This is a genomic window from Achromobacter sp. (assembly GCF_050285565.1).
In the GTDB taxonomy this organism is placed as follows: domain Bacteria; phylum Pseudomonadota; class Gammaproteobacteria; order Burkholderiales; family Burkholderiaceae_B; genus Achromobacter.
In genome coordinates, this window is sequence record NZ_JBLZXG010000002.1 from 179,999 (window position 1) to 205,240 (window position 25,242).

General features: G+C 69.4%; 24 protein-coding genes and 1 riboswitch. Of the genes, 8 read left to right on the forward strand and 16 right to left on the reverse strand.

Annotated elements, in window-relative coordinates:
* Nucleotides 1-206: 206 nt before the first annotated feature.
* The 4 genes from ACN6O8_RS03880 to ACN6O8_RS03895 form a co-directional block, all read right to left on the reverse strand.
* On the reverse strand, nt 207-923 hold the full coding sequence (locus ACN6O8_RS03880) for a response regulator transcription factor (RefSeq protein WP_427989745.1): 717 nt from the start codon (nt 921-923) through the stop codon (nt 207-209).
* Between the two features lie 235 nt (nt 924-1,158).
* The gene (locus tag ACN6O8_RS03885; protein ID WP_427990159.1) at nt 1,159-2,097 is read right to left on the reverse strand and encodes an N-carbamoyl-D-amino-acid hydrolase; all 939 of its coding nucleotides are present in this window, start codon (nt 2,095-2,097) and stop codon (nt 1,159-1,161) included.
* A 293-nt stretch (nt 2,098-2,390) separates the two neighbouring features.
* Nucleotides 2,391-4,982, reverse strand: a complete 2,592-nt coding sequence (locus ACN6O8_RS03890; protein ID WP_427989746.1) for an autotransporter domain-containing protein — start codon at nt 4,980-4,982, stop codon at nt 2,391-2,393.
* Complete coding sequence (locus ACN6O8_RS03895) at nt 4,961-5,866, reverse strand: hypothetical protein (RefSeq protein WP_427989747.1); 906 nt, start codon at nt 5,864-5,866, stop codon at nt 4,961-4,963. Before ACN6O8_RS03895 ends, ACN6O8_RS03890 begins: the two co-directional genes overlap by 22 nt.
* Nucleotides 5,867-6,462: 596 nt before the next feature.
* Here ACN6O8_RS03895 and ACN6O8_RS03900 point away from each other — a divergent pair.
* The 3 genes from ACN6O8_RS03900 (at nt 6,463) to ACN6O8_RS03910 (ending at nt 10,617) form a co-directional block, all read left to right on the forward strand.
* Nucleotides 6,463-8,097 (forward strand): methyl-accepting chemotaxis protein, encoded by a 1,635-nt coding sequence (locus tag ACN6O8_RS03900; protein ID WP_427989748.1) that lies wholly within the window; start codon nt 6,463-6,465, stop codon nt 8,095-8,097.
* Nucleotides 8,098-8,242: 145 nt separating this feature from the next.
* Entirely contained in the window at nt 8,243-10,285 is a 2,043-nt protein-coding gene (locus ACN6O8_RS03905; RefSeq protein WP_427989749.1) for an autotransporter domain-containing protein, read from the forward strand.
* A gap of 140 nt (nt 10,286-10,425) precedes the next feature.
* Nucleotides 10,426-10,617, forward strand: coding sequence for a hypothetical protein (locus tag ACN6O8_RS03910; RefSeq protein ID WP_427989750.1), 192 nt, complete (start codon nt 10,426-10,428; stop codon nt 10,615-10,617).
* A 50-nt stretch (nt 10,618-10,667) separates the two neighbouring features.
* Here ACN6O8_RS03910 and ACN6O8_RS03915 read toward each other — a convergent pair whose 3' ends face one another.
* The 5 genes from ACN6O8_RS03915 to ACN6O8_RS03935 all read right to left on the reverse strand — a co-directional run bounded on the left by ACN6O8_RS03915 (nt 10,668) and on the right by ACN6O8_RS03935 (nt 16,519).
* Nucleotides 10,668-11,414 carry a fimbria/pilus periplasmic chaperone gene (locus ACN6O8_RS03915; protein WP_427989751.1) on the reverse strand — a complete coding sequence of 249 codons (747 nt, stop codon included), beginning with the start codon at nt 11,412-11,414 and terminating at the stop codon, nt 10,668-10,670.
* Nucleotides 11,415-11,467: 53 nt separating this feature from the next.
* Nucleotides 11,468-12,046, reverse strand: a complete 579-nt coding sequence (locus tag ACN6O8_RS03920) for a fimbrial protein (RefSeq protein WP_427989752.1) — start codon at nt 12,044-12,046, stop codon at nt 11,468-11,470.
* Between the two features lie 98 nt (nt 12,047-12,144).
* Entirely contained in the window at nt 12,145-14,607 is a 2,463-nt protein-coding gene (locus ACN6O8_RS03925; protein ID WP_427989753.1) for a fimbria/pilus outer membrane usher protein, read from the reverse strand.
* A 184-nt stretch (nt 14,608-14,791) separates the two neighbouring features.
* The gene (locus ACN6O8_RS03930) at nt 14,792-15,361 is read right to left on the reverse strand and encodes a fimbrial protein (RefSeq protein WP_427989754.1); all 570 of its coding nucleotides are present in this window, start codon (nt 15,359-15,361) and stop codon (nt 14,792-14,794) included.
* A gap of 372 nt (nt 15,362-15,733) precedes the next feature.
* Nucleotides 15,734-16,519: a sulfite exporter TauE/SafE family protein gene (locus ACN6O8_RS03935; RefSeq protein ID WP_427989755.1), complete on the reverse strand. Its 786-nt coding sequence runs from the start codon at nt 16,517-16,519 to the stop codon at nt 15,734-15,736.
* A 70-nt stretch (nt 16,520-16,589) separates the two neighbouring features.
* Between ACN6O8_RS03935 and ACN6O8_RS03940 the strand changes: the two genes are divergently transcribed.
* Together ACN6O8_RS03940 and ACN6O8_RS03945 are read left to right on the forward strand one after the other, a co-directional pair.
* Nucleotides 16,590-17,255 carry a winged helix-turn-helix domain-containing protein gene (locus tag ACN6O8_RS03940; protein WP_427989756.1) on the forward strand — a complete coding sequence of 222 codons (666 nt, stop codon included), beginning with the start codon at nt 16,590-16,592 and terminating at the stop codon, nt 17,253-17,255.
* A complete protein-coding gene (locus ACN6O8_RS03945) occupies nt 17,252-18,121 on the forward strand; it encodes a sensor histidine kinase (RefSeq protein ID WP_427989757.1) in 870 nt (289 codons plus the stop codon). The genes ACN6O8_RS03940 and ACN6O8_RS03945 overlap by 4 nt, the downstream gene beginning before the upstream one ends.
* Here the strand turns inward: ACN6O8_RS03945 and ACN6O8_RS03950 are convergent.
* The 6 genes from ACN6O8_RS03950 to ACN6O8_RS03975 form a co-directional block, all read right to left on the reverse strand.
* Nucleotides 18,057-18,584, reverse strand: a complete 528-nt coding sequence (locus ACN6O8_RS03950; RefSeq protein WP_427989758.1) for a ParB N-terminal domain-containing protein — start codon at nt 18,582-18,584, stop codon at nt 18,057-18,059. The two genes, ACN6O8_RS03945 and ACN6O8_RS03950, sit on opposite strands and share 65 nt — an antisense overlap.
* Nucleotides 18,577-19,122 (reverse strand): N-acetyltransferase, encoded by a 546-nt coding sequence (locus ACN6O8_RS03955; protein ID WP_427989759.1) that lies wholly within the window; start codon nt 19,120-19,122, stop codon nt 18,577-18,579. The genes ACN6O8_RS03950 and ACN6O8_RS03955 overlap by 8 nt, the downstream gene beginning before the upstream one ends.
* Nucleotides 19,119-20,342, reverse strand: a complete 1,224-nt coding sequence (locus ACN6O8_RS03960) for a phosphoadenosine phosphosulfate reductase (RefSeq protein ID WP_427989760.1) — start codon at nt 20,340-20,342, stop codon at nt 19,119-19,121. Before ACN6O8_RS03960 ends, ACN6O8_RS03955 begins: the two co-directional genes overlap by 4 nt.
* Nucleotides 20,343-20,537: 195 nt before the next feature.
* Nucleotides 20,538-21,107: a manganese efflux pump MntP gene (gene mntP, locus ACN6O8_RS03965; RefSeq protein WP_427989761.1), complete on the reverse strand. Its 570-nt coding sequence runs from the start codon at nt 21,105-21,107 to the stop codon at nt 20,538-20,540.
* Between the two features lie 9 nt (nt 21,108-21,116).
* A riboswitch (yybP-ykoY riboswitch) is annotated at nt 21,117-21,287 on the reverse strand.
* A gap of 46 nt (nt 21,288-21,333) precedes the next feature.
* Complete coding sequence (locus ACN6O8_RS03970) at nt 21,334-21,705, reverse strand: tRNA-binding protein (protein WP_427989762.1); 372 nt, start codon at nt 21,703-21,705, stop codon at nt 21,334-21,336.
* Nucleotides 21,706-21,828: 123 nt separating this feature from the next.
* Complete coding sequence (locus ACN6O8_RS03975; protein WP_427989763.1) at nt 21,829-21,996, reverse strand: hypothetical protein; 168 nt, start codon at nt 21,994-21,996, stop codon at nt 21,829-21,831.
* A 469-nt stretch (nt 21,997-22,465) separates the two neighbouring features.
* Here ACN6O8_RS03975 and ACN6O8_RS03980 point away from each other — a divergent pair, with 469 nt between their 5' ends.
* The 3 genes from ACN6O8_RS03980 (at nt 22,466) to ACN6O8_RS03990 (ending at nt 23,929) form a co-directional block, all read left to right on the forward strand.
* Nucleotides 22,466-22,660, forward strand: a complete 195-nt coding sequence (locus ACN6O8_RS03980; protein ID WP_427989764.1) for a hypothetical protein — start codon at nt 22,466-22,468, stop codon at nt 22,658-22,660.
* 29 nt (nt 22,661-22,689) lie between these two features.
* Nucleotides 22,690-23,175, forward strand: coding sequence for an N-acetyltransferase family protein (locus ACN6O8_RS03985; RefSeq protein WP_427989765.1), 486 nt, complete (start codon nt 22,690-22,692; stop codon nt 23,173-23,175).
* A gap of 124 nt (nt 23,176-23,299) precedes the next feature.
* On the forward strand, nt 23,300-23,929 hold the full coding sequence (locus ACN6O8_RS03990; RefSeq protein WP_427989766.1) for an FMN-binding negative transcriptional regulator: 630 nt from the start codon (nt 23,300-23,302) through the stop codon (nt 23,927-23,929).
* Here the strand turns inward: ACN6O8_RS03990 and ACN6O8_RS03995 are convergent.
* Nucleotides 23,922-25,214: an MFS transporter gene (locus ACN6O8_RS03995; protein ID WP_427989767.1), complete on the reverse strand. Its 1,293-nt coding sequence runs from the start codon at nt 25,212-25,214 to the stop codon at nt 23,922-23,924. The genes ACN6O8_RS03990 and ACN6O8_RS03995 overlap by 8 nt on opposite strands.
* Nucleotides 25,215-25,242: the final 28 nt, after the last annotated feature.

Here is a 25,242-nt window from a genome sequence, read left to right on the forward strand (position 1 = left end):
GCGGCCGCCGCCGCGAGCGCCGTAGGCGAGCCAGCGCGCGTGGGCAACGTGCCGTTCCCTGCCGGCCTGCCGCCCCGGGATCGGCGAAGACCCAAAAAGAAGGCCCCGCCCGCCGGTAAGCGAGTGGGGCCTTCAGGGTCTTAGCTCTCTTGGGGAAAGTTTCAAGACCTGTGCAGTATAGAAGCCGCGAGGGTCTTGGAAACTCATCAATGCTCAGTGGCGTCGGCCCAGGCCGGGGTGGCGATGCTGACGGTGATGTCGCGCAGCACCAACAGCGAGCCTTCGGAATAGATGTTGCGGATCTGCATGGGCGCGCCGCGGATCGTGCCGAGCTTCTTGCGCACGCGGTAGAGCAGGGCGTCGATGCGGTGCTTGTCGTAGATGACTTCGGGGTAGCCCAGGATCTGCGACATGCGCCTGTGGCTGATGGGAAACTTCGGGCTCTGGATCAGGGAGGCCATGACGATGGCTTCCTTGGCGGTCAGGTCGACCTGCTCGCCTTCCTTCGAGCGCAACAGGCGGGAGGCCACGTCCAGCGTCCAACTGCCGGCGCTTGGCGGCGCGGGCGACAGTGAGACCAGCCGGCGCTCCAGCGCGCTCAGGGTGACGGCCAGCACGGGCAGTTGCACCGGCTTGGTCAGGTAATGGTCGACCCCGTCGCTCATGCCCTGCAACTGCGTGTTGACGCGCACGCTGGCGGCGAGCACGACGATGCCCATGGTGGGAAAGGTGCGGTGCAGCGCGGCGATGTGATCGAGTATGTCGCCGTCAGGCAGCGGCGCGCCGGTGACGAGGATTTGCGGCGGCTGCCGCCGGATGTGATCGAGCGCGTCGCCCAGGCCATGGCACGTCTGCACGGCATGGCCGAGGCCGGCGATATGCCGGGAGACGGTTTCGGCCCAATCGGGAGGATCTTCAACCACGAGAATGCGCATATTCACGCTTGGCGGCGGCCGGCCGCGAACCGCGTGTAGCGCGGTGCCACGGCGCGATCGCCCAGCGTTCCTCTTTGAAATCGGTACCTCCGGGATTCTAGGGGAGTGCGTGCGCGGAAAGGGCTTGTGGCGTCTTAATAACGGTCTGATATTGACGCGTTGCCTGCGTTGGCGCCTCGCGCGCGGGCGGTGCGGGCCCGCCCTGGTCGCGCGTCAACCGGCGCTAGGCGGCATCCGGGCTCGGCGCCGGCAGCGGCGCGCCCGCGCCGGTGCGCTCGACGATCAACTGGTAGTGGCGCGGGCTGCGGTGCTTGGCGAAATTGAACACGTGCTCGCGGAAGGTCTGGCCCATGGCCAGGTCGATGCGGGCCGTGATGACCTCGTCTTCCTCGTAGGTCGAGCGCGCCACGATTTCGCCGGACGGCGCCACGATCATCGAACTGCCGATCATGTGGTGGCCGTCTTCCGCGCCGCACTTGCCGGCCGCGCCGATCCAGACCGCATTCTGGTAGGCGCTGGCCTGCAGCACGATCTCGTGCGTGCTGGTGCGCCAGTGCGCCGGTTCGTTCCAGTGGATGTTGAGCGAGGGCGTGTTGTAGCCCAGCACGATCAGCTCGGCGCTTTGCAGCGACATGACGCGGTAGGTCTCGGGCCAGCGGCGGTCATTGCACAGGCACATGCCGACGTGGGTGCCATCCATGTCCCACACGCCGAAGCCCAGGTCGCCCACTTCGAAGAACTTCTTTTCCAGGTGCTGGAAGGGCGCGTCGGCCTTGTGGTCGTCGTGGCCGGGCAGGTGGATCTTGCGGTACTTGCCGATGATGCGCGCGCTCCGGTCGACCAGCACCGCCGTGTTGAAGCGGCGTCCGTCCGGGGTGATCTCGGCGTAGCCGAGATAGAAGCCGATGGCGAGTTCGCGCGCCGTGTCGAACAGCGGCCGCACGTCGGCGTTGGGCATGCTGCGCTCGAAAAAGCGCTCGACCGCCTCGGCTTCGCTCATCCAGTAGCGCGGGAAGAACGTGGTCAGCGCCAGTTCGGGAAACACCACGAATTCGCTGCCGCGCGCGGCCGCCTCGCGCATCATCGCGACCAGCCGCCTGACCACGGCGGCCCGGTCATCGGCCAGGTGCACCGGGCCCATCTGCGCGACCGCCAGGCCCAGCTTGCGTTGGGTAGAAGTTTTGCTCACGGTGAAAGCTCCTCTTGGGGCAAGCGAGGCCTCGCGTGCGGGCCTCTTGGATTCAAACCGCGTAGATTGCCCGCTGGCGGGCGTTAGCGAAACCCGGGCGGCATCGGCGCGGCTGGCCGCGCCGATGCCGCTGGGGGCCAGCCAAGTGACTGTTTTGATTGGCGATTTCCCGGCGCGGCGGGCGCGGGCGCGGCGCCGGGCATAACCCCGGCGCATGGGTCATGCGCAAAGTTTGATAGGCAAGGCGGCGCGCCGCCGCGCGTGCCTTATGGGAAGCGGTAGCGCAGCCCCGCCGACAGGCCATTGCTGGCCAGGCCGCCGCGCCCGAATTGCACGGTGCCGTTAACGAACCACGACAGCGCGTGGCCGAGCTGGGCGCTGGCGCCCACGCCGAGCCAGCCGCTATGGCGCGGCAGTCCGATGCCTTCGACCTGGAAGCTGGCGTCGGGGGCGCCGCCAAAGGCCGCCGTGAAGTCCAGCCGCGCCGGGTTGCCGTAGCGGTAGGCGCCATAGGCGCTGAAAGTGGTGAGGCCGCCGGCCCAGTCCACGGGCGCGGCACGCAGCCGCAGGCCCAGCAGGCCGGCGCTCTGGTCGTAGGCGCGCGCGCCGGATTTCAGGGCGAAGGGATGGCCGCCCTCGTCGATCGCGCCGCGCCGCAGGTGGTCGTGCGACAGGCCCACGAACGGGGTCAGGCGGCTGCCATGGCCGGCGAAGGCGTGGCCGGCTTCGACGTATAGCGAGGTCAGGCCATCGGCGCGGCCGCTGTCCAGGCGCGCGGCGGCGCCCACCAGGACCTCGCGCCGGACGTCGGCATGGATCCATTCATGGCCGGCGCGGGCCGCCACATAGGGCCCGAGGTCGGCGCCGAGGCGCGCATACAGCGACAGCCCCGCGCCCTGGCTCCGGGCGCGGCCGCCGTAGCGGTCGAAGCTGGCCGTGGCGTCCGACCAGGCCAGGGCGATGCCCACCACGGTGCCGGGGGCGACGGCGTGGTCGAAGCCGGCCTGGCCGCCATACAGGCGGGTGGCGGCGCCGGCGTAGCCGGACTGGCGCAGCCGTCCCGTGGCGCCGATCATGTTGACCCAGCCGCCGGTGCGCGCGCCGGACGGCGCGAGGTCATCGAGGCGGTCGGTCAAGGCGCGGTCGACCGTCTGCGCCTGTTGGAAGGCCAGCGCCTGCGACGAGGCGTGGATCTGGCCGCTGACGCTGTCCAGCGCCGTGGCCAGCGACGTGGCGTCGGCCACGGCTTGCAGTTGGGCCGCGCCCGCGACGAAGGCATCGCTGACGCGGCCGTCCGCGCCCAGCACTTTGGCGTCGGCGGCCTGGAAGGCGGTTTCGACGGCTTGCGCGGCGGCCAGCCGGCCGGGCTGGCCGGCGTACAGGCCTTGCGCCACCTCCGCGACGTCGTTGCGCGCCACGTTCAGGTCGACCTGGGTGGCCGAGTAGTCGGGGCTGACCGCATACAACAGGCCCGCGCCCGCGGTCACGCTGCCGAAGCGGCCCGCCACCTCGCCCGCCTTGAGCGCGGTCTCGCGCGACATGACGACGTAGGCGTCGTCCGGCTTGGTGACCACCAGCGCGGAATCGTTCAGGCTGGCGGTGCCATCGACCGTCAGGGCCGTGCCGAGCTGGGTGGTCAGGTTGGCTTCGCGCTGCGCGGTGTAGTCGCCCAGGATGTGCAGGCCGTTGCCGGTGGCCCGCAGCGTGCCGCTGTTGTTCACCGAGCGCCGCGCCACGCCGCCGTCGGCGCTCAGGGCGCCGCCGGGCTGGATGGCTATGTTGCCGGCAAGGCTGCCGTACAGCTCGACGGTGCCGTTGTTGATGGTGGTGGCGCCGGCATAGCTGTTCTGGCCCCACAGCACCAGCGTGCCGCTGCCGCCCTTGGTCAGGCCAGCGTCGCCGCCGATGTCGTTGAAGAACTCCGAGCGCATGTCATCGAAACTGGCCACGAAGTCGCCGCCAAGCGTCAGGCGCGTGTCGAACAGGGCGGGGCCGCGCACGGCGCGCTCCATGTTCAGCTTGCCCCAGCCAAAGCGCGCCCGGTCGCCCAGGTCGTCGGCGGTCGACAGCACGGTCTGGCGCAGGGCGCTGTTGTCCATCCAGGGATAGGCTTGCGCCACCAGCGCCGCGGTGGCCGCGACCATGGGCGCGGCGAGCGAGGTGCCGGTGAGGGATTTGGCGCGCGTGCGCGCGCTCAGGCACCAGTTCGCCGCGACGCCGCAGGCGTCGGACCACGACGCAAGATCATCTCCCTCGGACTGCAACTGCGTGACGGTGAGCCAGCCGCGTTCGAGCGCGGGCATGACATAGGGCGCGCCCGCGATCAGGTAGGGATTGTCCCGCGATTCGTTGCCGTTGGCCCAGACCAGCAACTGGTTGTCGCGGGTGACGGCGGTCACGAACATCGGGAGAAAGCCCCTGACGGTGGCGGAGTCGGGCCGGGTGTCGCTGCCGTCGGGCAGCGCCAGGGAGGGGACGGTGCCGAAGGACCAGGAGTTGTTGATGATCCGGACCCCGCGCGCGTTCAGCGCCGTCAGCAGGTTTTGCAGTGTCAGGTTCGTGAAGCTGGAAGGCCGGTTGGCTTGGTACAGGTTGACGCCGGTGGCCACGCCCTCGGGAAAGCTGTCGCCCGCCACGATCTGGCCGGCGAGGACGCGGCTGACCATGGCGCCGTGGTTGGTGATCGCGCCCGTGGCGTCGGTGGGTTCGGCCGCTTCCGGGGCGATCACCTCGCGCAGCACGCCGGCCACCGCGGTTTTGTGGTGATCCTTGGCGGGGTCGGCTTCGAAGCCATTGTCGATCACGCCGACGTTGACGCCGGTGCCGTCGAACGCCGTCACCAGCGGCACCGCCGGCACGGGGGAAGTCGGCCGCCAGCCGGGGATGCCGCCGTCACCGAGGGGGACGGGCGGGCCGAGGGGCGCCGGCGCGGAGGGCGGATCGGCGGGATCGGCGGGATCGGCGGCGGGGTCGGGCGCGGGCTCAACGGGCACAGGTTCGACAACCACAGGTTCGTCAGGCACAGGTTCGTCAGGCACAGGTTCGTCAGGCACAACCGGCTCGACAGGCACAACCGGCTCGACAGGCACAACCGGCTCGACGGGCACAACAGGCTCGACGGGTACAACAGGCTCGACGGGTACAACAGGCTCGACGGGTACCTCAGCAGGCGCAACAGGCTCGGCAGGCGCAGCAGGCTCGACAGGCGCAACAGGCTCGACAGGTGCAGCAGGCTCGGCAGGCGCAGCAGGCTCGGCAGGCGCAGCAGGCTCGGCAGGCGCAGCAGGCTCGGCAGGCGCAGCAGGCTCGGCAGGCGCATCAGGCTCGGCAGGCGCAACAGGCTCGGCAGGCGCAACAGGCTCGGCAGGCGCAGCAGGCTCGGCAGGCGCAGCAGGCTCGGCAGGCGCAACAGGCTCGGCAGGCGCAACAGGCTCGGCAGGCGCAGCAGGCTCGGCAGGCGCATCAGGCTCGACAGGCGCAACAGGCTCGACAGGCGCAACCGGCTCGACGGGCACAACCGGCTCGGCAGGCGCAACCGGCTCGGCAGGCGCAACCGGCTCGGCAGGCGCAACCGGCTCGGCAGGCGCAACAGGCTCGACAGGCGCAACCGGCTCGACAGGCGCAACCGGCTCGGCAGGCACAACCGGCTCGACAGGCACAACCGGCTCGACAGGCGCAACCGGCACAGGCTCGGCCGGCGCCACGGGCGCGCCAACCGGGCCGGTTTCGGCTGGGCGGCCACCGCCAGCACCGACGGCGCCGCCGCGATCCTCGCTGCCGCTGGTTCCTCCCGCAGGCCCGGGAGGCGGCAGGTTCGCCCTCACGGCGCCCTGACGCGGACCGCCAGCGCAGGCGGCCAGGATGGACAGGGCAAGAATGGACAGGGCGCGTCGGGACGCGATCCGCAGGGATCCGGGCGTGCGCATGGTGGGACGGGTCTCCGTGAACGTCTTGGCCTCGCGATCGAGGCGTGAAGGGCGGCATTGGCCTTGAGCCAGTCCCGGTTTTTGGAACGCACCGGGCTCGACGCCCCGCCATGCTCAATGCCGCGTATTAACCCGCCGTTAGCGGGCGGCCACGCCGCAAGGGCGCGTGCGCATTCTCGGACTGACGGACGTGTGCGTCCGCCGTGTCACGCCCTGCTTGCTTATTACAAAAATTTATATGGGCGTTAAGCAGAGGCTTGAACCAGCAGCAGGAAAAGTCGCAAAAACCCGCTTTTCCTAAGGTTATTTCGGGGCTTCTCTTAGTCCTACGATGCAAGTCCGGCTCAACAACGCCCCGGCCCAACAATAGGCGGCATCACGCCATCCGGCCGCGGCACCCTAGGAAGCAAGCATGTTTCGGCTATTTTCTGGTCTGCGTATCCGTGCCCGTCTGTCGGCCGCATTTCTGATGGTGGCGCTGTTGGGAGGCGCGATCGGCGCCTTCGGCGTCTGGGCCATGGCCCGCATCAACAACATGAACACCGAACTCTACGACGTTGAACTGCGTGGCCTGACCGCAATCAAGGACGCCAACCTCCAACTGGTGTACGCCGGCCGCGCCCGCAACAGCTACCTGGCGGCGTCCAGCGAGCGCGAGCGCGAGGCCATCCGCCAGCAGTTCGACAGCGCCGTAAACAAGATGGCGGCGTTGCGCGAGCGCGCCCACAGCTACTTCCACACCGACGACGGGCGCCGCATGCTGGCGTCGTTCAAGCAGATGGAGGACACCTGGAGGCGCGACGCCGACGCGTTCTTCAATGATGCCGCCAGACTGCCGCTGATGCAGAAGGATGCGCGCGCTGTCGAGATCGAAAAGCAGTTGATCGCATCCTCGGAACTGCTGGACAGCCTCATGGCCAAGCTCGCCCGCAACAAGGAAAACGCCACCGCGCAGTCGGTGCAGGCCGGTTCCGATCTGTATGCGCGCACCCGCGACATCATGGTCGCGCTGTCGTTGGGCGGCGTGGCGCTCGGGATTCTGTTGGGCTGGTTGATGACGCGCGGCATCGTCGGGCCGCTTGGGCAGGCGGTGAACGCCGCGCGCCAGGTGGCCGCCGGCGACCTGACCGGCGACATCCGCGTCCTCAAGCGTGACGAAACCGGCGACCTGATGGCCGCGCTCAAGGACATGAACGACGGCCTGGCGGGCATCGTGCGCGACGTGCGCGATGGCTGCGAAGGCATTGCCGCGGCCTCATCCGAGATCGCGCAGGGCAACGCCGACCTGTCGCGGCGCACCGAGGCGCAGGCGGCCTCGCTGGAGGAAACCGCCGCCTCGATGGAGCAGCTCACCAGCACCGTGCAGCAGAACGCCAACCATGCGCATCAGGCCGAACAGCTCGTCACCCGCGCCTCCAGCGTGGCCACGCGCGGCGGCGAGGAAGTCGACGGCGTGGTGCGAACCATGGATGCAATCTCGGAAAGTTCGCAGCGGATCGCCGATATCACGAACGTGATAGATGGAATCGCTTTCCAGACCAACATCCTGGCGCTGAACGCGGCGGTCGAGGCCGCGCGCGCCGGCGAGCAGGGCCGTGGCTTCGCGGTGGTGGCCGGCGAAGTCCGCACGCTAGCGCAGCGTTCGGCGGTGGCGGCCAAGGAGATCAACGCGCTGATCAACGAATCGGTCAGCCGCGTCGAGGACGGCACGCGCCAGGCCGACGCGGCCGGCCGCACCATGCGCGAAGTGGTGGACAGCGTGCACCGCGCTGTCACGCTGGTGCGCGAGATCGCGGGCGCCTCGGCCGAACAATCCAACGGCATCGGCCAGGTCAATCAGGCCGTGACGCAGATGGACGACGTCACTCAGCAGAACGCGGCGCTGGTCGAGCAGGCCGCCGCCGCGGCCGTCAGCATGCGCGAGCAGGCCGGCCGGCTGGCGCAACAGGTGCGGCGCTTCAAGGTGAATGCGCAGGCGCAGCCGGTGGATCTGCCCGGGCCCGGCTCCACGCCGCCATGGCAGCAGCCTCCGGAGGTTTCCGTCTAAGACAATTCCGGTTTTTGGGGGAGCCGAATTGGCACTTCCGCGGCGGGTCGATTGAATTCCGCAGTGTATTGAAGCGGTCGTTTTCATCCAGGCCATGGCAGCCATGGCGATGGATTCGATTCAATAAACTGGAGAAGACAGTCGCATGGCTGATGCAAGAAAATCGAAGGGCCGGCGCCACGTCCGGATGGGGGCGGTCGCGCTGGTCACGTTGCTGGGCCCCCTGCCGGGCGCCCTGGCCTCGCCCTACCATGAGGTCGCCTTTCTGGGCGACTCATTGACCGATGGCGGGGCCATCACCGCGCCCGCATTCACCTGGGAAAATGTACTCGGGCCGGATGGAAACCCCTTGCCGGCGGGTTTTCTCCCTGGCCTGGCACCGGCCGAGGCGGCCGCCATTTTCTGGGGCCGGCCCCTGCAGCCGGCCCACACCACCAATCCCGATGCCACCTGGGCGTTGCACCTGGCCAGGGCCCTGGGCCCGGGCACCGCGGATGCCTGGAAAGCCGCCGGGGCTGGCGGCAACAACTACGCCTGGGGCGGCGCGCGCACCACGCAGGCGGCCCAGTACCTGTTGCCCGAGCTGGATACCCCGATGGGAACAGTGGCCCTGCACGTGATCATTCCCCCGGTCGCAGACCAGGTCTCGACGCTCTTGCGCAATCGCCCTTCCGGCCTGAGCCGCCACGGCCTGTATTCGGTCTGGGCCGGCGCCAACGACCTGATCGCGACGCTGGCGGCCCACCAAAGTTCATTGGCGCTGCCCGCCGCGCAGGCCGACGCGCGGCGGCAGGTGCTGGCGGTCTCGGCCCAGACCGCCGTCGATGTCGCCGGCCAGATCCAGCGCCTGCGCGCCGCCGGCGCGGGCACCGTGCTCGTCGTCAACCTGCCCGACATCGGCCGCACCCCCTGGGCGCTGGGCCTGCCGTCTGCCTCGCGCGCCTTGTTGAGCGACATGGCCTCGGCTTTCAACGACGCGCTGAACCGTCCGCTCGCGGCTTACCAGGGCAACCTGGCCGCCCTCGATGTCCACCGTCTGCTCAACGAGGTGATCGACCATCCGCGGCGCTACGGCCTGCGCAATGTCACCACGCCCGCGTGTGCGACGGATTCGGCGATCTGGTGCGGCCGCGCCGACCTGGTGGCGCCGGACGCCGGCCGCACCTATCTGTTCGCGGACGGCATCCATCCCAGCGGCCTCGGGCACGCGTTGCTGTCCGATTATGTGCTGTCGGTACTGCAGGCGCCGGCCCGCGTCGGGCTGCTGGCCGAGGCGCCGACGGCGGGCACGCGCGCCAGCCTGGCCGCGATCGGCGACCGCCTGCGCGCGCGCGGCGACTCCACCGGCGGGCAGGCCTATGCCTCGTATCAGCACGCCAGCGACACCCAGCGCGGCGGCGACGCCTGGACGCCGGGCTTGGGCAACCGCATGGACATGCTGCTCATGGGCATCGACGGCGGCGTCGGCCGCAACGGGCTGGTGGGGGCCGGCGCGTCCCAGATCCAGCACCATGCCACGCTCGGGCAAGGCGCCGGCGGGTTCCGCCTCGAGCAGACCCAGTTGTCGGCGTATGGCCGCTACCGCTCGGGCGCCGGGTCGGCGGCGCTGATCGGCAGCGTCGGCTACCTGCGCTATCGCGACGTGGCCCGCGAGTTCGCCATCGGCCCGGCCCGTTTGCGCGAGCAGGGGGCGACCACCGGCAAGACCTCGGCCTTGTCCGCCTTGACACACTACGACTGGCAGGCGGGCGCCTTCACCCTGACCCCTTCGCTCGGCCTGACCTGGCAAAGCGTCAATGTCAGGGGCTATGACGAGGCGCGCGCTGGCGGGCGCAGCGCGACCAGCATGCACTACCGCGAACAGAGCCGGCGTTCACTGGCGTCCACGCTGGGGCTGCGTTTGCAGGCCGGTCTGCGCCAGGGCGGCCACCTGTGGCAACCCTACGCCGGCCTGGCCTGGGAACATGAGTTCCAGCGCAAGGCCCGCGAAGTGCGCGGCCATCTGCGCGGCATGGCGGGCAGCTTCGCGCAGCGGATGGCGCTGGCGCCGGCCGACCGCATGCTGGTCTCGGCCGGGCTCAGCGTCGCCAATGACGGCGCCTGGCGCGGGCTGGCGGGCTACCAGGGCCGCTATGGCGGCGGCGAACACTCGCAGGCGCTCCAGGCCGCCGTTCAATACCGGTTCTAGCCGCGCGCCGCCGGAAAGGCGTGCGCGGGGGGCGATTAGTTCGATATATGGAAAACACTATTCCATCAGGGAGAAATTTGGCAGAATGTAACTCCGGCATTCAAGTTTCCACCGAGCCCATGCGCAGACCCAGAGTTGCCTTGAGCGGATGGTTGCGTACCGCGCGCAGGCACTGGCGCCCCTTTGTCCTGGGGGTGCTGATCGTGTTTACCGTTGTGATTGTGTGTGGCCTGTACCTGTTGGGTACCGACCGGGGCGAGCATGCGGCAATCGTCCTCGGCGCGGCGCTGGTCGGCATGCTCGCCCTGGGCGCCTGGGTCTGCCGCCGCTGACGGCCCCGGCGCCCGCGCCGGCCCCGGACCGCGCCCGGCCCGGGTGGCCGTCACTCGCCGGTGCGCTCCTGGAACACGCACAAGCCCGCTTCGCAGCGGAAGCGGTTCATGCGCAGGCCGCCATAGTCGTCGACGTTACCCAGCATCAACTGGCTGGCGCCAGCCGGCAGCGCCGCCTTCACGGTCTGCTCCGACTGCGGCGCCAGCATGACCGGCGTGTCGAAACCGGGCAGCCGCTGCTTGCGGTCGCTGCCCAGCCAGAGCACCGTGACGTAGTAGGGCGATGCGTTCTTGAGCGTCAGCGTGCGGCCGTCGGTGCGCGCCTGCAAGGTCTGTTCCGGCGCCGCCTCGCCGCGCGCGGCCAGTGCGGCCGGGCGCAGGAACAGCTTGATCTGGCTTTGCGTGGTCAGTTGCAGGATGCTGGCATCCTTGTCTTTCGGCGCCGGCGGGATCTCGCGCACGTTGAAATAGAACAGGGTCTCGCGGTCCAGCGGCAAGCGCGCCTTGGCGGCGGCGCTCATCTGCGCGATCCGTACCTGCGCCTTCTTGCCGGCGTCGATGCGTTGCAGCGGCGGCAGCGCCAGCAGGTCGTTGGTCATGTTGCCGTCGTGGTCTTCGATCCAGGACTGCGCCAGGTAGGGGGTGTCGGCGCTTTCGTTGGTCAGCACCACGGATACCGATTTCTGCGCGGTGCCCATGATGATGCGGGTCCGGTCGACGTTGATCGCGGCCTGGCCGGGGGCGGGGCAGGCCAGCAGCGCCCCCAGAAGGGGCGCGGCGAGATGCTTGGTTTTCATGGCTGTCTGCAAAAAGAATACGGGGAAGTCCGGTGGCACGCAGGCTGCGGCGCTTAGAAGTAGGTCAACGCATACGTGACGCTGGCCGAGATCGAGCCGGGGGTGGACGCGGCCCGGGCCCCGCCCAGCACGGACAGGCGCGCGAAGTACTTCAATACCGCGCTGGCGCCGCTGAGCTGCTGCGCATTGGCGGCGGTGAGCGCCAGGCCGCCGACCAGGGGCGTGTTGTTGTCGCTGCCCAGCAGTTGGATGCTGACGGATTTGGCCGAGCCGGTGTTGACCAGCTTGCCCAGGGTCGGGTTGAAGAAGTTGCCGATGAACTGCACGCCCACCTTCGACAGCTTGCCGTTCGGATTGGCGCCGGCGCCGGTGTCCGCGGCGAAGGTGCAGCCGGTCAGATGAATGTCGATCGGCACCGAGGCGGAGAATTTCCCCGGCGCGTTCAGCGCATTCTGCGAGACCTGGCCCAGGTCGACCACCATGTTGCCGTCGCCGGCCGAGATGCTGCAAGGCGCTTCGGTGACCGTGGCCGAAAAGGTGAGGTTGCCCGAACCGAAGTCCGCGGCCGATCCGGTAATCGGTTGGGTGAGGGCGACGCCGGCAAGGGCGGCGAGGACAGTTTTCCTGATCATCGGAGAGTTCCTTCTTTTCCGGGGTTGAGGGTTATCCGCGTCGCGCGTGACGCAGTTGTCAAAAAAATCCACAGGCGCGCCGCCCGCGCCGGGCGGCGTCATTGGCAGGCCATGGGCAGGGGCCCCGCGTCCAGGGCGGCCTGGCCGGGCAGGGTCAGGTGGCATTCCCGCTCGCCGGCCCAGGTCACGGTGAGCGCGTCGCGGTCCTGCGCCTCCAAGCCGCTCAGGTAGACCAGCCCGTCGTCGCCCACCATGCCGGCGCTGCGGCCGGTGCGGGTGGACAGCACCAGCGCGCCCAGCGGCGGACTGCTGCCGTCGGCCAGCCGCACCAGGCCCAGGATCTGCTCGCCCTGGCTGGCGCGGATGCGCGAGTAGCCGATGGCCCCTTCGGTCAGCACCTGGCCGACGATCGAGTCGGCCACTTCCACGCCGTCGGGCAGCGCGTTCACGTCCACCGAGATGCTGCTCTCGTGATAGCTCGATACGCCATTGACCACCGCGATGCCGAAGCGGTTGGTGATGCCGCTGCCGTTGTCCACCTGCACGCCGCCGATGCCGTCGGTGTCGATCATCATGCGCGGCTCGTTGCCGGCGCCGGGCTGGCTGAACGCCGCGCCCGCGGCCGTGGCCGTCAGCGAGCCATACCAGTTCAGGCCGATGTTGCGGTACTGGCCCGGCTGCACGGTGAAGTCGGCGCTGGCGCGGCCGTAGGGCGTGCGGCTCTGGATGTTGCCGCTCAGGCTCTGGCGCTGCGCGTCGGCGCTGCGTTCGTCGCTCGCGCTCAGGTTCCAGGTGGTGTCCGGGCTGCTGAAGTCGGTGTAGCCGGCGGTGTGCTGCATGCGGCCGCTGCCGCCGTTCTGGTAGCCGTAGCTGAATTGGCGGCTGTCGCCCAGCGGAATGCTGAGCGTGGCGTAGACCTGGTTTTCGGTCTGGCCGTACAAGCCCTGGGTGCGCGCGAACGACAGCGACAGGCTGACGTTGCGCAACGCGCCGAAGCTGGCGCTCTTGCTGAGCGACAGCATGTAGTGGTTGTTGCTGGCGCTGTCGTTCCAGTAGTTCAGCCGGCTCAGCGACAGCGACACACTCATGTTCAGCGCGCGCAGGTACTGGCTGTACGCCACCGTGTAGCTCTGCTTCTCCTCGCGGAAGTACTCATCGCGCAGGGCCGCGCGCGCGATGTAATCCTGCAGCGACAGGAAGTGCCGCCCCGAGAACCGGTATCCCATGAAGGCAATGGTGCTGCCCAGGCCGTCGAAGGTCTTGGCGTAGTTGACGCGGTAGCTGTAGCCGATGCGGCGCGGCGCTTCCGAGAACGGCAGCCGCGCATCCGAGCGCGTGATGTCGGCCGACAGCGCGCCCAGCACGCCCAGGTTCTGGCCGGCGCCCAGCGCCAGCGCATGGTAGTTGCCGTTGGTGGCGATCAGGCCGCCATACAGCGAGGTGTCGTTGAACGCGCCCCAGGTGGCCTCGCCCATGATGAAGCCGGGGGTGGCCATCTGGTTGCTGGCGCGGCCGCCGAACAACGGCCGCCCGGCCGACACCTGGTAGCGCAGGTTGCCCTTGCGCGTCATGAAGGGCACGCTGGCGGTGGTGATCTGCCAACTGCGGGTGGTGCCGTCGCTTTCCTGCAGCGTCACGTCCAGGTTGCCGCTGATGTTGCGGTTCAGCGCCGGCAGCACGAAGGGGCCGGGCGACACCCGCGTCTGGTACAGCAGGCGGCCGTTCTGGCTGACCGTCACCTGCGCGTTGCTGTTGGCGATGCCGGTCACCTGCGGCGCGTAGCCTTGCAGCGACGGCGGCAGCATGCGCTCGTCGCTGGCCAGCGTGATGCCGGCGAAGCGGAACGGATCGAAGATGGAGGACGCCAGGTAGGTCTGGCCCAGCGTCAGCCGGGAGCGCCATTGCGGCAGCGGCCGGAACAGATAGGTTTGCGGCAGGCTGAAGCTGGCCTGCGTGCCGCCGCGGCTGTCGTAGCGGTTGTACTGGTAGTCGCTGCGCAGGCGCCAGGCGCCCAGGTTCAGGCCGGCGGTGCCGTACAGCGTGTAGCTGGAGGAATCGCCCGCCTGCCGCGCCGTGTAGCGGTTGGCCAGCAGGTTGTAGTCCAGGAGCACGCCATTGACGCCGTGGCTCCAGCGCGTCGGCGGCACCCAGTCGGGGTCCTGGTATTGCAGCCAGGCCTGCGGCACCGTCACCGTCAGCGATTGGTTGTCGGGGCTGTAGTCGACCTTGCTGACGGGCGTGTCCAGGTCGATGCAGGGGCCCTGCGCGGTGTTGACGCGGGCCAGCCGCGCGACCGCGTCGTCCTTGAGCGTAAGCATGTCGAGCATCCCTGGAGTGATACAGAACACCGTGCCGTCGTCGATCACCGGCACGGCCTTGACCAGGTACTGGCCCTGGATCAGCCGCTGATTCAGGTAGAAGTCCACCAGATAGGCGCCGGGCGCGACGTAGCCGTCGCGGCTGAAGGTCGACAAGTCGATGTTGCGCTTGTCTTTGGTATTGAGAAAGCCGCTGCTGAATTCCGTGGCCTGCGCCGATAGCACAAAAGTACTGATTGCCATGATGGATGCCAAACGGGCCAGGGTCATGATGTCTTTTGCCGTCTCTCCGGCGTGAGGGGGTGCCGGAAAACCTCGGCGGCGACGTGGCGCGGCGGCCACCTCGGGACGAAAACGGGCGCGCCGGCGGCGCCCCGCCGCATGGGCGGCGGGGACCTGGGCGCGGACGCGGGCAGCGCCGCGACGTTTAGAAATAGCTCAGCGTGTAGGTGACCGAGCTGTTGACCGTACCGGCACCGCCGACGCCGGTGGCAAAGAGGCGCGCGAAGAAGTTCAGGGCGTTGGCGGGGCCGCCGCCGTCGGTCATCTGCGTCGCGTTGGCGGCCGAGGGCGCGGTGTTGAAATTGACGGGGGTGGCGTTGCTCTTGTCGAGGATCTGCACCACGACGTTGGTGGCGCTGCCGGTGTTGGTGAGCTTGCCGGTCGTCGCGTCGGTGGTGGCGCCGGTGAAGGCGATGCCGACCTTCGACATGTTGGTGGCGGGCGTGCCGGTTGCCGCACCGAAGGTGCAACCCGTGAGGTGGATGGAGATCGGCACCGAGGCGGAGAACTTGTTGGCCGCGTTCAGGTCTTTCTTGGAGATCTGGCCCAGGTCGATGACCTGGTTCGAGTCGGCGGCCGTGATGCTGCACGGCGCTTCGGTGACCGAGCCGGTGAAGGTGATGGTGCCTTGGCCCATGTCACCGGCAGCGAACGAGGACAGCGGCCCCAGAAGGGCGGCGCTGGTTGCGGTGGCGAGGAGCGTTTTCTTAAACATGGATAGTCCTTTTTGATATCCGTGGGGGGCTTTCCTGCGCTGAATGCCGCGCAGTGGTTTAAAAAATCGAAGGGCCGGGCAGGCCCGCGCCGTCAACGGCAAACGCCGGGCGGGGGGCCGGGGAGGGCGGGGAGCGGGAAGCGGCGGACAGCAGGAAGCGGGCCGCGCGGGAATGCGTCGCTGGCAGGCGCGAGAAAAGCTGCCAGGCACGCGAAGGGATATGCGTTTTTTGCGTCATGCCGATGATCGTGCATGGCGCGAATTATCTGAACGTTAATTACGCGTCAGACTGGTCTGGCTTGCGGGCGGGCGCCCCGCGACGGTACGTCAAACCTTGCCACACGGCCCGCTGGGCGCGCGGCCGCCCGGGAGTCAGGCGCGCCAGGCGAGCACGGCGGCGACCACCACGCAGACCGCCGCGAAGACCCGTTGCAGCACCGCTTGCGGCACGCGCGGCGCCACCATGCGGCCGGCCGCCATGCCGGCGACGGCGGCGGCCACGAAGGCCCATTGCGCCGCCGGCAGTGTCAGGCCGTGCAGCAGCGCCGAACTGACCGTGGCGGCCGATACCAGCGCGATGACCATGAGCGAGGTGGAGACGATGCTGATCATGCGCGCGTCGCTGAAGTGCGTCAGCGCCGGCACGATGATGAAGCCGCCGCCCACGCCCAGCATGCCGGTGCAGAGCCCGGACACGGCGCCGATGGCGCCCAGCGTGGCGGCAGTCACGCGGTTCCAGACGAAGCGGCCGGTCTCGGGCGACAGCCGGCACGGCTTGGGCGGGGCGACGCCGGCTGGCGCGCGGCGGCGCGATTGCCGCGCCATGCGCGCCGCCACCAGCAGCATCACGCCGGCAAATGTCAGACTAAGCCAATGCGCCGGCAACCGGCGCGCCAGCGACAATCCGAGGGGTGCGGTCAGCGCGCCCATCGCCGCCATCAGCATGGCGGCCTTGTAGCGCACCAGGCCGCGCAGCAGGCCCTGCAAGGCGCCCACCGCCGAGGCGATGCCCACGGCGATCAGCGCCACCGGCGCCGCCTGCGTCAGCGTCAGGCCCAGTCCGAACATCAACGCGGGCACCGCCAGGATGCCGCCGCCCGCGCCGGTCAGGCCCAGGCAGACGCCGATGCAAAGTCCGAGCAGGGTCGCGGTCAACATGGTTAATAACTTTTAGAAATTAACTTATTACTTCAAATAAGTATAACGTGCCGGGACATGGGAGTCTGCGATGCGCATTTTGTTGGTCGAGGATGACGCTTCGATCGCCTTGGCGATCCAGGCCGGGCTGGGACTGCAGGGCTTCGTGGTCGACGCGGTCGGCACCCTGCGCCAGGCCGACCTGGCGGTGCAGACGTCCCACGTCAGTGCCTGTGTGTTGGACTTGTGCCTGCCCGACGGCGACGGCATGACGCTGCTGGCCAAGTGGCGCGCGCGCCGCCAGGGCGTGCCGGTGCTGGTGCTGAGCGCCCGCTCGGGGGTGCTCCACCGGGTTGGCGCGTTGCGCGCCGGCGCCGACGACTACCTGCCCAAGCCGTTCGACCTGGACGAGCTGGGCGCGCGCCTGCAGGCGGTGATCCGGCGCGCGGCCGGACACAGCACCGACCGCATCGACCACGGCCGCCTGACGCTGTTCCTGTCGCGCGGCGAGGTGCTGCTGGATGGCGTTCGCGTCACGCTGCAACGGCGCGAACTGGCCTTGCTCACGACCCTGTTGCAGCATCCCGGGCAGATTCTCACCATGGATCAACTGCGCGACAGCCTGTACGGCTTCGATGACCGGGTCGAGAGCAACGCCGTCAACGTGCACATTCACAAGCTGCGCCGCAAGCTGGGCGCCGACCTCATCGAAACCGTGCGCGGCTGGGGCTACCGGCTCGGCACGCCGGCGCCATGAACGCGGACGGGCGCCTGGTGCTGCTGGCGTTGGCCTGGCTGGCGGGCGTGGCGGCCGGGCTGCTGGCCGGCCACTTGCTGCCGCGGTTTGGCGGCGGGCGCGGGCCGGCCGCGCGCACCTTGGCGCACCTGTCGCGCCACATGGAGGAAATGCTGCGGCGCGAGCGGCATTTCTCGGATCACGCGGCGCACGAGATGCGTTCGCCGGTCACCGCCATCAAGACTCATCTGCAGGTGCTGCAACGCCTGCCGGCGGCGCAGGACGGCGCCAGCCGCCAGGCGATCGCGCATGCGTTGGCGGGCACCGAGCGCCTGCAGCGGCTGATCGAACAATTGCTGGTGCTGGCCCGCGCCGATGGCGATGACGCCGACCCCTCGTGCGCCTGCGACGCGGTGGCGGTGCTGGAGCGGGTGGCTGGCCGCAAGCCGGCGCGGGTGTGCTGGCGCCTGCCCGACGCGCGGCCGTTGGCGGCCCTGCCGGACACCCTGCTGGACTGCGCGGTGCGCAACCTGGTGGACAACGCCCTCAAGTATTCGCCGCCGGAGAGGCCGGTGGAGGTGGATGCGGCGATCGTCATGGACTGGCTGGTGGTGGCGGTGCGCGACCATGGCCCGGGGCTGACGCCGGCGCAGTGCGCGCAGGCGGCCGAGCCGTTCTGGCGCGGTCAGCGCCAGGTCGAGGGCGCGGGCCTGGGCTTGTCGATCGTGGCCACCATCGCGGCGCGCCATGGCGGCATGCTGGTGCTGGCGCCGGCTCCGGAAGGCGGCTTGTGCGCGCGCCTGAGCCTGCCGCTGGCCGCCGCTATTCCCAGGAGCGCGAGTAGCCATGGTCCTGGAACAGCTCGGGCAGGCCCGACACCTGTTTGAAGCGCAGCACTTCGTCGGCGTCCATGCCGAGCTGGCGCGCGATGTCGGCGTCGTTCCAGCCGGCCTGCAACAGGCGCACCACGATGTCGGTCATGGGCATCACGCCGTGCACGCCACGGGCGCGGTTGTGGCGGATGGTGGCGGCGATGCGGTCGGCGGCCGCGTCGCGGCCGGGGCGGATCGTCACCAGCGGCAGGTAGCCGTGCACGCGCGCCTGGATCGGGCCTTTTTTCTTGCCGACGCGCTGGCGGTGGAAACCGTCGACCACCACGTAGCAATTGGCCGCCGCATGGTGGGCGACGATGGGCTGGGTGTAGCCGTCGGCCGCGATCGACAGTTCCAGCAGCCGCATTTCGGGTGGCGCGACGCTGTTGGGGTTGTAGTCGTTGGCCTCGACCAGATGGCCGGGAATCCATTGCACGCAATCGACCGGCTCGGCCGCGAACGGGCTGTGCTCATGCAAGCAGCGCCGGATCCGGTTGATGGCGTCGATACGCGACTTCAGGGGCAGGTGCCGCAATTCCTCGAACAGGGCCCGGGCCCGGTTCTCCAGATCCGTCACTTGTGGCATGCGTGTTCCTTTTCAGTGTGACCCAGCTGCCCCGCGAGGACTGGACGCGAAAGCCGTGCGGCAGCAGCAGCGGCGCGCAATCGTGCGGCACCCGCAGCGTGCAGGGCTGGTCGAGTTCGTCGATGTATTCGAGCACCTGGCGCCGCAGTTCGCGGAACAGGCCGCGCTGGCGCGCCTCGGGGCGGATGTAGCCGTCGCGGATGCGCACGGCGCCGCTGAGCAGTTCGATGCCGACGAAGCCCAGCAGTCGCTTCTGGCCGCGCCGCCGCACCACGAACCAACGGTGGCGCGGGCTGTCGTTCAGCGGGTAGCCGCCGCAGTCGCGGCGCACGGTGGCGCTGGCGAAGAAGCGGCCCATGTGGGCGAAGAAGGCGGCCTCGTCGTCATACGAGCGCAGGTGCAGGAAGTCGTATTGGTTCAGGGCGGTCATGGGGAGGTCCGCGAGGCGGGGACAAGCAGGTTGTCGATGTCGCGCCGCGCCGGGCCGAACGACAGCGAACGGGCCATGTCCTGCTTGAGCAACGACAGGCCGATGCGGCGCCAGGAGGGCTGCATCTTGCGGTTTTCGAGGTCGGGCACGCCGGCGTCGGGCCACATGGCTATCGGTTGGCCGTGCCGTTCCCACCAGGCGATGAAGACGTCGATGCGGCGCACGTAGACCTGGCGCAGCGTGGCCGGCATGCTGTCGAGCAGGAACTGGCTGTACTGGCGCCAGGTGTCGAAGGTGGGCGGCAGGCCCAGCCCGCCGCGATAGCCCAGAAAGCGCTGGCGACAGTAGCGCGCCGCGTAGTTGGCGCCCTCGACGCGCTGGACCACGCGGAACCAGGTGGCGGGTTCGAGCTTGTGGAACAGATCCAGGCCCTTGCGCTGGTCGTCGCCATAGGGCTGGCAGATGCGCATCTGCGAGAACGACACGCCGGCGCGCAGCATCTGGTCGTACAGGCGGTTGTAGGCGTGGCCGTGTTCGCCGGTGTAGCGCCAGAGGTCCTCGAACTTCCAGTCGTAGATGGGAAAGAAGGTGACGGCGCGTTCGCGCAGCTTGTCGCGGGTGCTCCAGGCCAGCGCCTTGCGCCCGCCGGGCGGGGTCCAGGCGCACTTCTTGCTGCGGCGCTTGACCGCCAGGTAGCGGTTGAGCGATTCGTCGGAACGGATGCCGACCAGGAACGCGGTGGAGGCGTCGCGCGCCAGCCAATCGTTGAATTCGGGAACGAATTCCTCGAACTCCATGCGATGGCGGAAGAACGGAAAATAGTCGGGGTCGTTGATCACCGCGGGGTGGCGCGGCAGCGGCCGCACCCAATCGGCCTCGCGGCCGGGCTCCCAGGCGCACCAGTAGGGTTCGCGCAGGCTGGAGGCGTTGCGCAGGTTGATGGGCAGGCAGATCCACCAGGGCCGCACGTCCGGCCGGTCGAACATTTCGGTGACGTGCGCGATGGTGGCCTGGTATTGGCCTTCGAGGTCGATGAACACCGCGTGCACCGGGCCACGCCCCATTTCGCGCGCGACCTCCAGCGCCAGGTGCAGCGTGACGGAGCTGTCCTTGCCGCCGGAGAAGGCGACGCAGACGCGGTCGAAGTGTTTGAACACCAGGCGGATGCGGTCGCGGGCGGCCTCGAGGACGTTGCAGTCGCGGTAGTGTTTGACCGCCATGCTTTTCCTCCTCTTGCGCAGCGTTGCGGACGCGGCGCGCGGTTGCCGCGCCAGGTATCTGCCGGCCAGGGCAGATTTATGCATATCCGCTGCGACAGGCCTGTGAGGATAGCCCGAACCCGCGTCGCCAAAGTGGTCATTGCGTCCGACTTTGAAGCGCGGCACCCGGTGCGTCGCGGCGCGCCGGCCCGCGCCTTACGCGGCCTTCAGGTGTTCGTACAGGATGGTGGCGCCGATGCCGATCAGCGCCAGGCCGCCCAGCACCTCGGCGCGCTTGCCGGCGACGTTGCCGATCAGGCGGCCGACCATCACCCCCAGGGTGACCATCAGCATGGTGGTCAGGCCGATGGCCAGCGCGGTGACGACGATATTGGTGTCGATGAAGGCCAGGCTCACCCCGACCGCCATGGCGTCGATGCTGGTGGCGAAACCGGTGGCGGCCAGCAGCCAGAAGGAATGGCGGCCGACCGGCGGCGCGGCTTCGTTGTGATCCGCGGCCAGGCCGTTGCGGATCATCATGCCGCCCAGGATACAGAGCATGACGAAGGCGATCCAGTGATCCCATTGCTGCACGTAGCGCGCCGCCACCGAGCCGAGCGCCCAGCCGATCACGGGTGTGATGGCTTCGATCACGCCGAATATCACGCCGGTGCGCAGGGCTTCGGACAGGCGCGGCTTGTGCAGGGCGGCGCCTTTGCCGACCGCGGCGGCGAAGGCGTCGGTGGACATGGCGAAAGCCAGGACGAGGGTGGAGAGGGCGTTCATGCGGGAGAGGCTCCGACCGGGCGAAACACACAGACTCGTCCATATCGCCCGGTCGTGAGCTATGGAGAAGTCCGTGGTCTCGCCTGACCGTGTCGGTCGCGCGCGCCATGGCCAGGAGGGCCAAGAGTGTTGACGCGGGCACTTCCGGACGGGGCCGGAAGAGGCTACTCCCCAGGGAGGCCCGCAGTGTACCAAACGGCGCGTGGCGCCGCTGTGACAGGCGGGTTCAGGTCAGGCGGGCGCCATTGGGGACGGCGTGTTCGGGGGTCACCAGGATGGTGTGGCCGGCGTCGTCGGCCAGGCCCAGGACCAGCACTTCCGAGCGCACCGGGCCGACCTGGCGCGGCGGGAAGTTGACCACGCCCAGCACGCGCTTGCCCACCAGTTCGTCGAGCGTGTAGCGGCCGGTGATCTGCGCCGAGCTTTTCTTGACGCCGACGCCGGCGCCGAAATCGATGGTGAGCTTGTAGGCCGGCTTGCGCGCTTCGGGAAACGGGTCGGCGGCGATGATGGTGCCGACGCGGATGTCGATCGTCATGAAGTCGTCGAAGCTGACGGTGGCGGCGGGCGGGGTGTTCGGATCCTGGGTGTAGTGCATGGCGCGATGTGACGGTGGGTGGGGCGCGCGCGGGGGCGAGCGTGGCGCTGGCGGGCGCGGCCGCTTGGGGGGAAGGCAACGTCGTTGACCGCCGGCCGCGGCGCGCGGGGCGACATGGATGCGTCAGGCTTTGCCGGCCGCCGCCGGGGGCGCCGGTTTCTTGCCGCGCGGCTTGGCGGCGGGCGCCTGGCTTACCGGCGGCGTGTCGAACTCCTGTTTGTTTCGTTCGCCCCGCAGGGTGTTTTCCGGATGGGGTTTGGGAAAGGCCCAGGGTTTCGTTTTCTGATCCATTGCTTGTACTCCTTGCACAGGCGGAACAGTAGCATTTGCCGTGGCCGTGAGTAAGTGAGGGTTGACGTCAATATTCATCGCAGCGAGATGAGGGGAGCGGCAAGCGCGGCATGGCGCCGGCTGCCATACGACCGCCGCGGCGGCGGTGCGTTCACTGATTGATGGGGGCGTGTGTCGTGTGGGGTTGTAGGGGGCCCGCGATTGCGGTCGCGGGGTCGGGCCGGTGCCGGCACGCACGCGGCAACAGACCGGGTCGGCGCGCCGCGCATGCCGCGGCGCCTGCCGCTATCCGCGCGGCGACACCCGGGTCGCGTGCGGATAAGCGGCATTCTACCGCGCCGGCGGATCCGGCCGCGCCGCCGCCATCGTCCGGATGGCATCCGGACTCATCCCTTCGCATCGGCGAAAGTCTCTATTGCCAGCGGCGCCAGCGGGACTACGATGGGCCCGTGCACATAGGGAGAGAACTATGGACACGAGCAAGGAATGGTACGCCGCCGTCAAGGAATGGCAGCGCGCGCGCGACGAGCTCACTCATGCGATCGCCGCGATCAAATGGCCCGACCCGACGCCGGAATGCCTGGCCAGCTATGACCGCGCCTGTGCGCGCGAGACCGCGGCGCGCGAGCGCATGAGCCAGGCCTACGAACGCATCCGACGATAAGGGGCGGCGCGGTTGCTACACTGCCGCGCATGACGCAATCCACTACCTCCCTGACGATCCGGCCGGCGCGTCCCGACGATGCGGCGGCGCTGCAAGACGTGCTGACACGTACCTACGAAGGCACCTGGCGGCCGCAGATGACGCCGCAGAAGTACCGCTATTTCCTCGACAGCGGCAAGATCCCGCGCTATGTCGCCGAGCGCGGCGCGCGCTTTCATGTGTGCGAGGCCGATGGCCGCGTGGCGGGCATGGTCGATTGGGAACAGAACTTCATCTGGGCGCTGCACGTGCATCCGGCGCTGCAACGCCGAGGCGTCGGCGCGGCGCTGCTGGCGCTGGCCGAGGCCGGCATGCGCGCCGACGGGCATGCCCAGGCGCGGCTGGAGACCGATACCTTCAACACCCAGAGCCGCGCGTTCTACCGCAAGCACGGCTATGCCGAAGTCGATACCTATCCCGATGAGGAATGGGACAGCGGCTTTACCACCGTGCTGCTGGTCAAGCCGCTGGGCTGAACGCCGGGCGCCCGATCGCGGCCGGCGGTCGCGGTGGCTCCATGATTTGATGATCATATGGCTCTGGCAATGGGGCCAGGGCGGCGCTATGGTGTGTTTTTCCCCTCAGCTCACGCCATCCGTCATGTACCTGCCGTCCGCTTTCCGTGAAGACTCGCTGGAGGTCCAGCACGATTTCATCCGCGCCCATCCCCTTGGGGTGCTGATGACCAGCGGGGAGGGCGGGCTGATGGCCAACCACATTCCCTGTCTGCTTTATCCCGAGGGGCCGCGGGGCGTGCTGCGGCTGCATCTGGCGCGCGCCAATCCGCAGTGTGGGGAATTGGCCGCCGGCGCCGAATGCCTGCTGGTGTTCCAGGGCGCGCAGGCCTACATCACGCCCTCCTGGTACGCCACCAAGGCCGAGACACACAAGGTGGTGCCGACCTGGAATTTCGTGGCCGTGCACGTCTGGGGCAGGCCGACGCTGCACGACGATCCGGCCTGGGTGCGGGCGCAGATCGGCGCGCTGACCGACGCGCAGGAGCAAGCGCGGGCGCAGCCCTGGCGGGTCGAGGACGCGCCCGGGGATTTCATTGCCGCGCAGATGCGCGCCATCGTCGGCGTGGAAATCGCCATCACGCGCATCGAAGGCAAGTGGAAGGTCAGCCAGAACCGCAACGCCGCCGACCGCCAGGGCGTGGCGGTGGGGCTGGCCGAACAGGGCGATGCCGTTATGGCCGGCCTGGTGGCGCGCCGCGGCGGGCTCAATTGAGCCGCGTTGGCGCGGCCTGATCTTGAGCCGCGCCGGCCGCGTGCGGGCGCCGCCGGCGCGCGGCGCCGCGCCCGCCTGCCAGGCAGGCGATGGCCGCCGCCTGCAAGCCCGCCGCCACCGCCAGGAACCAGAACAGCGGATGCGGCCCGTGGCCGGACAGCGCGCGCAGCGCGCCGAACACGGCCGGCGCGAAGGCATAGGCGCCTTGCGACACCGCCACGATCAGCGGCACCACCCGCGCCGCGTCCTCGCGCGCGAATTCGGTCTGCGCGATCAGCGGCGGCAGCGAGGTGGCGTTGCCGATGCCGGCGCCGAACAGCAGCACGCCCAGCCACACGGCCCAGGGGTGGTTCACCGCCAGCATCAGCACCAGCGAGCCGGCGATCTGCGCGCCGTACGACAGGCAGGCCACCAGGCGGCGGTCGGCGGCGGGCGGCATCAGCCAGCCCACCAGGCTGCGCCCGGCGATGGCGCTGGCGGTGGCCAGCCCCATGGCGATGCCGGCGGTCTGCGCGCCCAGCAGCGGCGCCAGCAGCGACAGCAGGTGCGCGATCAGGCCGATCTGCGCGAACAGCCCCAGCGCCATGCCCGCGCCCAGCGACAGAAAGGCGCGGTCGCGCCACAGCCGCGAGACGCGCGGCAGGGACGAGACCGCCGCCGCCGTGGGCGCCTGCGGCGGCGCACCGTCGGGCTGCTGGCCCAACTGCCGCGGGGTGACGGCGAACACCCGGCGCGCCAGCAGCGCGATGACGAGCACCATCGTCGCGCCCACCCACCAGGCCGCCTGCGCGAAACCGTGGCCGGCGATCAGAAACACCCACAGCGGCGAGAACACAATGCCGCCGACACTGGCGCCGTTGTAGGCCATGCCCAGCACGGCCGGCCGGCGCTTGACGAACCAGGGCGCGATCAGCGCGTTGACCGCGGCCGCGCCCAGCGTCACCCAACCCATGCCCGAAAACAGCGCGGCCACGAACAACTGCCACGGTTCGGCCGCGCGCGCCCAGCCGGACACGCCCAGCGCCAGCGCCACGGCCCCGGCCAGCGTCACGGCCGGCACGCCGCAGCGCCGGTACAGGCGCGGCAGGTTGGCCACGATCAGCGTGCCGCACAGGAAATGCAGCGTGACGGCGGCGGACACCAGTGTCACGCTCCAGCCGGTGCGCTGCACCACCGCGTGCAGGAACACGGGCGGGCCGTAAAAGCCCACGCCCCAGCCGAAGACCGCCAGCACGAAGGTGGCGTAGAGGACTTTCCAACCGAAGAAAGGCGTAGGGTGGCGCATGGCGCGGGCCGCTGTCTTGTTGCGATGA